8 protein-coding genes are annotated in these 9345 nt (G+C 70.6%); 2 read left to right on the plus strand and 6 right to left on the minus strand.

Translation table 11 applies throughout. The features are described 5' to 3' along the window. The 4 genes from ACFO3J_RS33485 to ACFO3J_RS33500 form a co-directional block, all read right to left on the minus strand. A partial coding sequence (locus tag ACFO3J_RS33485; protein ID WP_386437843.1) for a TniB family NTP-binding protein occupies positions 1 to 625 on the minus strand: 625 nt, incomplete at its 3' end. Between the two features lie 101 nt (positions 626 to 726). Further along, positions 727 to 2850: a Mu transposase C-terminal domain-containing protein gene (locus tag ACFO3J_RS33490; protein ID WP_386437824.1), complete on the minus strand. Its 2124-nt coding sequence runs from the start codon at positions 2848 to 2850 to the stop codon at positions 727 to 729. 29 nt (positions 2851 to 2879) lie between these two features. Then, positions 2880 to 3887 carry a TnsA-like heteromeric transposase endonuclease subunit gene (locus ACFO3J_RS33495; RefSeq protein WP_386437826.1) on the minus strand — a complete coding sequence of 336 codons (1008 nt, stop codon included), beginning with the start codon at positions 3885 to 3887 and terminating at the stop codon, positions 2880 to 2882. Next, positions 3881 to 4120 (minus strand): hypothetical protein, encoded by a 240-nt coding sequence (locus tag ACFO3J_RS33500; protein WP_386437829.1) that lies wholly within the window; start codon positions 4118 to 4120, stop codon positions 3881 to 3883. Before ACFO3J_RS33500 ends, ACFO3J_RS33495 begins: the two co-directional genes overlap by 7 nt. A 120-nt stretch (positions 4121 to 4240) precedes the next feature. On the opposite strand from ACFO3J_RS33500, the gene ACFO3J_RS33505 reads away from it, so the two are divergent. Beyond that, complete coding sequence (locus ACFO3J_RS33505; RefSeq protein ID WP_386437832.1) at positions 4241 to 4369, plus strand: hypothetical protein; 129 nt, start codon at positions 4241 to 4243, stop codon at positions 4367 to 4369. A 119-nt stretch (positions 4370 to 4488) separates the two neighbouring features. Then, complete coding sequence (locus ACFO3J_RS33510; RefSeq protein ID WP_386437835.1) at positions 4489 to 5487, plus strand: DUF4238 domain-containing protein; 999 nt, start codon at positions 4489 to 4491, stop codon at positions 5485 to 5487. A 37-nt stretch (positions 5488 to 5524) separates the two neighbouring features. Here the strand turns inward: ACFO3J_RS33510 and ACFO3J_RS33515 are convergent, their stop codons facing one another. Together ACFO3J_RS33515 and ACFO3J_RS33520 are read right to left on the minus strand one after the other, a co-directional pair. Then, positions 5525 to 8050: a DEAD/DEAH box helicase gene (locus tag ACFO3J_RS33515; protein WP_386437838.1), complete on the minus strand. Its 2526-nt coding sequence runs from the start codon at positions 8048 to 8050 to the stop codon at positions 5525 to 5527. Continuing rightward, positions 8050 to 8811: a hypothetical protein gene (locus ACFO3J_RS33520; RefSeq protein ID WP_386437840.1), complete on the minus strand. Its 762-nt coding sequence runs from the start codon at positions 8809 to 8811 to the stop codon at positions 8050 to 8052. The genes ACFO3J_RS33515 and ACFO3J_RS33520 overlap by 1 nt, the downstream gene beginning before the upstream one ends. Positions 8812 to 9345: the final 534 nt, after the last annotated feature.

Raw genomic sequence — 9345 nt, forward strand, 5'->3', positions numbered from 1 at the left:
GGGGTGTGGTGGTGACGTCGATGCCGGCGTAGACGAAGGTCGCCCGGATGCGTTCGGTGAGGTCTTTGAGGAGATCAGCGGCTTCGGCGCCGTTGGTGGTGCGGGGGTTGAGGCGGTGGATCTCGTCGATGAGGACCAGACGGACGCCGGCCTGGTTGTAGGTGTGGCAGACGGCGTCGGTGATCTGGGTGGTGGTCATGTGGGTGGTGGTGGGGATGCCGAGGTAGCGGGCGAACTCTGCGGTGAGGTTTTTGGCGCTGGCGCCGGGTGGGACCAGGACGTACGCGACGGGGACCTGCGTATGCCCGAGTCCTGGCGGGGAGGGGTTGCGGTGGGTGTGGGCGAGGTGGCAGGCGCGGCCGACGTGGAGGAGAGCGGTGGTCTTCCCGGCCGCCGGGGGGCCGGTGACGATCAGGGAGGGGCGGGCGGCGTGCTGCTGGTAGCGGCCCAGGACCATCAGGGTGCGCACCTGGGTGGCCAGGGTGTCGATGGCTGGGGTGCGCAGGGTGACGAACGCGGAGTGGTAGGCCAGGCGCTGCTCGGGGCTGCTGGGCGGGTCGCCGGACTGCGGCGGGGCTGGGGGAGGGGTGGTGGCGAAGTGCTGCCAGCCCTGCCAGGTGGTCACCGGCCACGGCTGGCCGGCCGGGTCCTCGACGGCATCCTGCCCCGCGCTGTTCGTGCCGCTGTTGTCTGTGCGGAAACCGGCGGCCGGCACCGGGGCGCGGTTCACCATGTCAGGGCCTCCGCGGCCGCGTCGTAGAGCCCGTAGCCGGTGTGCGTGGCAGGGCCGGTAGGGCTGTCGTCGTTGATGGTGTCCTCGTCGGGGGTGTCGTCGAAGTCGTCCAGGCTGTCGTCTTGCGCTGGGCGGCCGGCCCTGTGTGTGCCGAGGTCTTGTTCGAGTTGGTCGCGCTCGCCGGGCTGCGTCGGTACGGGAACCGGGGCGGTGGTGGCCCGGGTGAGCAGACGCTGTTCTTGCGCGGTCGCGGTCTGGTTGCGGGCGCGGCGCATGAGCTGGTCGAGGGCGTCGGCGAGGTCGGCTTCGCGGGAGTCGGAATCGCGGCCGGTGTAATGGGTGATCGTGGTGCGGACGTGGTTCCAGGTGTGTTCGTTGAACGGATGGTGGGTGTGGTCGCGGTGGATCCAGGGGATCTCGGCGAGCTGCCCGTCGGGGAGGCGGATCCAGATCTGGCGGAGGTCGTGGGGGTTGATGTGGACCTCCCATTTCCCGCCGCGGGCGGCGACGGGGGAGGGCTGACCGCGGTGGGGGGCCAGGAGGTCGTGGTCGTAGGTGCGGTGGTGGATGCGGATACCGCGCTCGGTGACGGCCTGCCAGCGCAACGGGAGCAGTTCGAGGTAGTCGTGACCGGTCAGGGGGACGGGGACGTGGCCGGCGACGCAGACCAGCGCGGCCCACATCTGGTTGGGGGTCAGGGCGGCCCGGGGCAGGACAGGGTGGCGCAGCCCTTCGTGGGGGCGCATGTGCCAGTGGACGAGCCACTCGTCCAGGAGGTCCTGGAGCGCCGGGACGGTGTGGCAGGCGTCTTGTTCGATGTCGCGGCCGCAGCGGGTGACGTCGGAGCCGGTGTAGCCGGGCAGGTGCTGGCAGAACAGGGTGTTGATGGAGCCGAAGGTGCGCTCGACGATGCCCTTGGCGGTGGGGGCGTGGGGAGGGGCGGGCTGCACGCTGATCCCCAGGGTCTGGCACGCGGCGGTGAACGCCGTCGACAGGTAGATCTTCCCGCGGTCCACGACGACCGTCTCGGGGATGACGACGGGACGGGCGGCCGCGCCGGCGAGCCGTTCGTCCAGGGTGAGCAGCCGCTGGTGGGCGGGCAGTTGGGTGTGGGCGAAGCGCAGGGCATCGGGCCAGGTCGGCCGTGCAGGGTGGGGGACGGCCATCTCGGCGAGCAGCAGCGCCGCGTCGACGGCCTGGGCGGTTCCGGGGGTCAGGACGGCGGCGGGGATGGCGCGGGTGGCCACGTCGACGGCGATCGTGAGTTCGGGGCGGCCGGTGGTGCCGTCGTCGAACATGGCCAGGACGTCCAGGCGGGTGGTGTCGATCTGCATCTGCTCGCCGGGCCGCAGCGCGATGGTGGGGGTGTGCCTGCGGCCGTCCTCGGTGATGGGCGGGGAGCTGATGTGGCGGGCGGGGTGGTCGGAGGGGTGCGCGAGCTGGTGGACGAGCCGGTAGAACGTCGCCGGGGCCGGCATCGCCACCGCGTCGTGCCGGTCCTTCAGCACCTGCGCGACCAGCGGCATCAGGGCGCTGATGGTGCCCTTGGAGCGGCCGCGGCGGCTGCGCAGCACGTCCTTGACCGCGGCGGCGACGCGTTCGTCTGTGCGGCCGGCGGGGCTGGGTGTGCGAGTGGTGCGGTGGTCGACCAGCCCCCACAGGCCCTGCTTGCGGTAGGCCAGGCGCATCCGCTGCACCGTGGTCCGCGACACCTTCCCGAACCCGAGCGCGGTCAGCTCGGCGGCCTTGGCGTGTTCCCGCTGCGCGAGAGTCCACCGGTCCGGGTCGTACTGCTCGCGCACCGCCCCGATACTGCCGGGTCCTTCGGGCAGGCCGCATTCCACTTCGCGGATGTGGCCGAGCCAGGCAACCGCTCTGTGCCGGGCGGCGGTCGGGGCGGTCTCGAACAGCCCCCACCGCGGAACGGCCTGGGCCGGGGCTGCGTCCGCGCCCAGGACCGCGAAGCCGGGGTCGGCGAACAGATACCCGGCCAGCACCACCTCATCACCGCCGTCACCGCCGTCACCGCCCTCGCCTATGAGATGGAAGGACTGGCCGGCCAGCGCGACGACCTGCCACCGGGATCCGCGGAAGCGGACGTGCGCGCCGACAGCCACCGAAGGGCGCCCAGTTGGCCGGGCCGCGTTCACCGTGCCTCCTGCGGCCGGTGGCCGGCCTGCCCGCGCGCCGCACCGTCGTCCGGGCAGTCGGGGTCCTTGCCGGACGGCCCGGGTGTGCTGCCGTCTGTGCCGGCCGCCCCGCGGTCGTCTGTACCGCCCGGGGCTCCGGCGCGGTGGTCTGCGCCGTCATGGCCGGCGTCGGGCGGTGCCCCGGGGCTGACCAGGACGCGTTCGTGCAGCGGCGCCTCCAGCGGTACGTCCAGGGACCGGTTCCACAGCGCGTGGAAGACGACGGGCAGGACCTCGATCGGGTCACCGGCGGCTTCGGCGCCGTCGATGAGCGGCCGCGGCGCGGTGAACGCCTGAAGCACCGCGGCCATCAGGCCGGGGCGGCCGGCGTTGCGCGGGTGGCGGTAGCCGGCCAGCCATTTCAGGTTCGCCGCCGACGCCTCATCGAGCGGCCGGAGCCGCTGGTAGGTCCAGCCGACGTCCGCGCACGCAGCCTCCAGCGCGGCTGCAGCGGTCAGCGCCCGCTGCCCGCCGGCTTCCGGGTGGCTGGGACAGTCGGCGAGCAGCGCGGTGCCGTCGATGTAGCGGGCGAACAACTGCGGCGTCCAACTACGCACCCGGCCCGGGCGCTCGCGCCACGCCAGCCGTACCGGTCGCCCGGCCAGGCCGGTCACGCGCGAATCACGGTCCAGCACCATCAGCTGCGCGCGCATCGCACTGGATCCGGCGGACACATGCCCCCCGGTGGTGGACGACCACCACAGGCCCGGCCCCCACCGCCGCCCGGGCACGACCGGGAACGCTGAGACCGGCTGAAGGTCCTCGAACGCCACCGCCAAAGCGGCGTCGGGCCACCGCTGCTGGACTACCTGTCCCAGCGGATCGAGGAACACCGCCTCGAACCCGGCGCCGGTATCCACATCCGGCCGCCCCTGCCTGCCTGCGGGACCGGCCGGCGTACCCGTCCCGGTCACCTGGCCCGCTCCCAGCTGCGTGTGCCTTCTGCGGCCACGGGTGATCACCATTCCTCGTCTTCTTCCTGCTGTTCTTCCCTGTACGCGGTGAGCAGGTCCGCCAGGCCGCCGGCAGACAGCCCGGCCCACTGCTCCACGTCCTGCGGCGGCAGGCCAGCGTTCACGGCCGCGGCCGCGGTCTGCTGCAGGGCCCGCTCGAGCAGGCCGGCGCTGTGGGCGAGGTTGCCCAGCAGATGCCGCGCGACATCGGCGCTGGTGCCGCTCTGCGCCCCACGAAGCTGCACCAGCTGCTCCTGCGCGGCGTCGATCAGGCGGCTGATCTGCCCGCGCTGCTCGGGGGAGACCGTCGAGCGCCACCGGGTGCCGGAGCCGGATTCCTTGCGAACCCAGCCCTGGACCTGCGGGTGGAATCCGAGCGTCGCGAACAGGTCGACAACTGGATGTGCCAGCTCGGCTTGGACGCTGGGCTGAGCGGCATGGAGGCGCTCATCGACCGCATCCGCACCACTCCCGACAACGCAGCCCCAGCCTGATTGGGCGCGACGGTACGGCAGCGGGGCGGGGTGACCCGCCCCGCTGCTGGACGCCGAGGTAAGGCTGAGCGGGAAAACTCCGTGGATCGCTCGCCGCCGGGCCTCTTACGCTGGGTGATGTGTCTGCACCGAAACTTCACCACTATGTACCGCAGAGCTACCTCGCACGATTCGGGCGAGAGGGCATGGTGCGGGTGAGGCGTCGGTGCCCGCCGAAGACACACCTCGCCAACGTCAAGAACATCGCAGCCGAGACCGGCTTCTACACGATCACGGACGAGAACGGCGTGCCTTCCACGGCCGTCGAGCAGGAACTCAGTGGCCTGGAGGGGCAGGGACTGGCCGCTCTGCGCCGAATAGACGAGACGGGGATGCCGCCGGCTGTCGGTACCGACGACCGCGAGCTGCTCTGCCTCTACCTAGCTGTGCAGATGGCAAGGACACCACGGAAGCGCACGATGTTGCGCTTCGGACGCGATGTCACCGCCTACGCGGACGGCCGAGAAGTCGACCACGCGCTGATGACCGAGTACCTCACGCACAAGCATCTCGGTCACCCGCCGCGGGCAGCCGAAGCCCAGGGAGCATGGGATTACTACCACGGCACGCGAGTGATGAACGGCGGCAGCGACCCCACCCACAACGAAGCGGTCGCTGTGCCGCTCAGCTCCGTCCAGGCCTGCATCCCGCAGTACCGTGCCCGGCACTGGCGACTCGAGACCAGCCGCAAGCCGATCTTCCTCACCTCCGACGCACCCCTCGTCCTCTGGCGCCCGGAAAGCCCGAGTGACGCCTACCAAGGGTTCGGCCTGGAGGGTGCTCACGAGATCAGGTTCCCAGTCAGCCCGACGGCTCAGCTCGTGCTCATCCCCGGCCAAGGAACATCCGTGGACGAGGTCAAGCTCAGCCGAGTGATCAGCTGCAACCAGGATCTCGCGGACAGTTGCGAGCAGGTCGTTATCGGGCACCCGGTCCGGCACGTCGCGCTCGACAGAGTCCAGCTGAGCAGACGAGGGCCCACACTGCGCTTCAATACGGCCCCCGGTATCCAGAAGAACCCGGACGGCACGGAGGAGCCCATGGGCGACATCCTGCACCTCTACACAACCCGCCGCTGAGACCCAAAGCGGTGGCTCGGCCCTTCGCTGCGTGCTACTACCAGCGCATCCCCAGGGCGTCGAGTTCAGCGCGTCGGCCGGCGCTGAGCTTGTCGGCGCGGCGCCTGCAGTTGTCGACGAACAGTCCCAGCTTCACGGTGGTCTGCGATCCGTCCGGCTCGGTGAGGTGGACGACGGCCTTCCTGGACGGCTGCAGGTGGCCCTCGAGGTCGTGGAACGCCTTGGCGGCCCGGATGTTCAGCGCCCATTTGTCGGCTTGTGTGCGGGGCGCCGGGGGCCGCTCGTCAGGCTCTGCCGGGGTGAGGTGGAGCATGTTCTCCAGCATCCATGCCTGCGCGGGCAGCAGGGCGTCCCAGTCCAGGCGCTGCGCGGCGACCCACGCGCCGAGGTCTTCGCCCTGCACCGTGGTCTCGCCCGGAGCGGGCAGCGGGGCGCCGGCCTCGATGAGACCCCTGCACAGCTTGTAGCAGCGCTGCCAGGCGACCGGCCAGGCCGGGCACCACGACGGGTCGATGGCCTCCAGTGCGTCGCGGCGCTCTTCGGTCAGCGCACCCGTGGTGGAGCCGAGCGGCAGCCCCTGTTCGCGCCGCGCCTCGAGCTGCGCCAGCTTCCGCCCCGCCGTCCTCAAATTCTTGGCCCACACCCCCACCGGGTGCCCGTTGAAGACCGCCGTGGTGGGCGGGAGGAAGTGCCCGTGTTCGGCCGCCCACCCCTGCGCCGCTGACAGCCCCTCGGCAAAAGCGACGTCCCAATGCGACCACAGCATGCCCAGTTCTTCGAGTTCCTTGGCACGCGCGGGCTTCATCTGACCCGCGTTGCAAAACCGCCGCTGGTCCGCGATCCACGTCCCCAGCGGAAAGTCAGCGGGGTGCCAGTCCTCCGGCGTGACAAAGCTGTACGGAACTTTCAGATCCCCGTTGTCTTTCACGTACCGGGTCGCTGCCTGGATGCCCTGCCGCCAGTACGTGTTTTCGGGATTGCGAATCCTCAGCCTCATGAACTGCGCAAGGATCGCCGGATCGCGAGGGGTGGAGAACGACAAGAGGCTCTGTGCGGGAGCTGATGTGCCGCCGTCTTCGCCCCGGCCCGCTGCGATGATCTCCGCCGCTGACCGCTTGCGGTACCGGCTGGTCGACTGCTGCTCCGCCAAGGCTTCGATGGTGTCCGTGTCGTGACTACGCAGCGCAGCCAGAATCCGGGCCAACGACTCGTACCCCTTGGATGTCAGCATGGCATCCGGGTCTTCGTCCTTGCCCAGGAAAACGGGCACAACCAAGCTGGCGACCTTGCCTTCTCCCGGTTTCATGCGCAGGGCGCGGCCGACGATCTGGAGGATGTCGACGGCGGAGCCGCGCACGTCGCCGAAGAACACGCTGTCACATCCCGGGGTGTCGACCCCTTCTCCGAGAATCCGAACGGAGCTGAGCAGCCGCAGCCGCATCGGCACACGGTTGCCGTCGACGCGGGTCCCGACCGGGTCCGCGAAGGTGGCCAGCGTCGCCTTGCGGTGCCCCGGCTTGTGCTCCCCGCACAGCCAGTCCGCCCACACCCGCTCCGGCTCCGGGTACGTCTCCGGATTGTCCTCCCACAGGCGCCGCGCCACCGCCGGCACCCCGGTCGCCATCGCCTCGGCCTCGCTGGTCCGGTAGTGGAACGTCAGCATCCTGCGCAGGCCCTTGTCGGCGGAGGCCTTCACCGCGGCGGTCTGCAAGGTCGCGAGCCGGGAACCGCGCACGCTGTCCGACCTGGCCTCGATCCCCAGCAGCGCGGCCGCCTGGAGTTCGGGGTCGGTCACATCCACGCACACCACCTGGTAGGCCGCTACCAGCCCAAGGTTGCGGGCCTGCGAGAGCGTCAGCTTGTATGCCACCCTGCCGAACAAGCCGGCTGGGTCGTCTTGCATGCTCGCGACCAGCACCGGAGCCGAACGCCACCCCTCCTCAGCCTCCGGCGCCTCCCACACCCGCGGAGTCGCCGTCATGTAGAGCCTGCGGTCGGCAGGCACCTTGACGTTGTCGTGAATCGCCGCCCACGGCTTGCTGCCCCGGCCGCTCGTACGGTGCGCCTCGTCCACCACCACCAGCGACCACGGCGAAAGGCCCGCCTGGTGGGCCCGCTGGAGCGTGCCCAGACCCACGCTGGCGTACGTGGCGAACACCGTCACCTGCTCCAGGCCGGCGGTCCACTCCACCAGCTCGTCCACGTCCGTCGTGCACGCCAGCCCACCGGACTCCTCCGCCCGAAGCGAGCAGATCCCGTAGAACGGGCCCGTACGTCCGCCGGCCCGCCACGCGGCCGCCATCTGCGTCAGCAGGTCCAGGGTGGGAACGAGGACCAGGACGCGGCCGGCGCGGAGCTTGTGCGCGGTCAGTACAGCCATGAAGGTCTTGCCGGACCCGGTCGCGGCGATGACCTGGGTCCGCAGCCCCTGCGCGGGCATCTGCTGGCCCGGCTGGAGTTCGAGTGCGCGCACCGCCGCATCCGAGGCCTCGATCTGGTGCGGCAGAGGCGTCATCGCCACGGTCTCTTCCACGAGCTCCGCACCCGTCACGACGGCCACCATCACCGCTCCCTCTTCGTGCCGTACAGCCACGCCTCGCGCAGCCGGTCCAACTGCAGCTCCGAGTAGTCGGCATCAGCCCACTCACTCTCCAGCCACAGCCAGTCAGCCTCGATCCGCTCGCACAGCACGATGCTCTCCGGCCACTCCACCAAGCCGTACACCCCGTCTGGATACAGACCCCCCGGCCCGTAGACGCGGAACAGCCGCTCCAAGCGCACCCGGTTGGCCTGCGCGAACTCCTCCAGACGCTGCGGATACCCGGCCACTCCCGAGACCCGGACCGTGGGCAGGACCACCGCCAGCGTGTCCTTGGAATCCTCCGGGCTCAGGCTCGAACGCCCGCTCAGCTCAGCGTAGTGCCGCTCAGCGATCTCCAGGACCTGCTGCACGAACTCCGGCGTCACCTCCGCCGGTCCGCTGAGATCAGGCGCCCGCTCGAGCGTGGCGGGCACCGGGACCCGCAGACCGAACCGCGCGGCCCGCCCCCGCTGGCCGTACAACCGATCCGCTTCGCCTGCCAGTTCATCGGTGACCCTCCGGACACCGTCGAACCAGCCCTGCCCGTACACCTCGCCCCGCCCGTCCGGCGCGTCCGCCCCCATATCCGCGACGGCGGAATAGACACCGGCCACCGCACCGGCTTCAATCGCGCACACCATCTCATCAGCCTCATCCGCGCTCACTCCGACCGCGGCAAGAATTGAAAAGAGACGGGCCCGGGAGTTCACCGCAGTCGTCTGGTGATTCCCGATGCGCTGCAAAACGTCAGTGAGTGAAACGGTAGGGGGTTTTCATTTTGAATCCCCATGGGGAGCACCTTCCGCAGAGGGTCCCCGGGCGGTGTGCTCCGGGGGTGGTGTCTGAGTCCAGAGGCTAGCGCACTTGCAGAACTGACGCACCACCGATCGGCCCCCACGACCGGAACTGACCCCCACTTCGTACACACCCGATCACCCCCACACCCCAACCCGCATCCCACCCCGGGGTCGGCCAACCGGCCCCGCCCCCACCCTCCTAGCCAGCTCGCTTTTGCCCGCCCTGTACAGGCCGCGCCGTACGGCTTTCCCGCACCGGTTGCGGGGCGCAGCGCGCACCGTCAGGACCCGAGCAGAGCGAGGGGCCACGGACCGCCAGGAGGCGGGCGGAGCCCGCCGCATGGCGGTCCGTCAACCCTGGAGCGAAGCGGAGGGGTTGGCCCGGCTATGCCGGGCAGACCACGCGAAGCGTGGTCACGCAGAGCGAAGCGCTGCGTCTCGCTTGCACATCGCGCAGCGATGTGGTACCCGCTCCGCGGG

The sequence above is a fragment of the Streptomyces polygonati genome, from assembly GCF_042650325.1.
Taxonomy (GTDB): Bacteria; Actinomycetota; Actinomycetes; order Streptomycetales; family Streptomycetaceae; genus Actinacidiphila; species Actinacidiphila polygonati.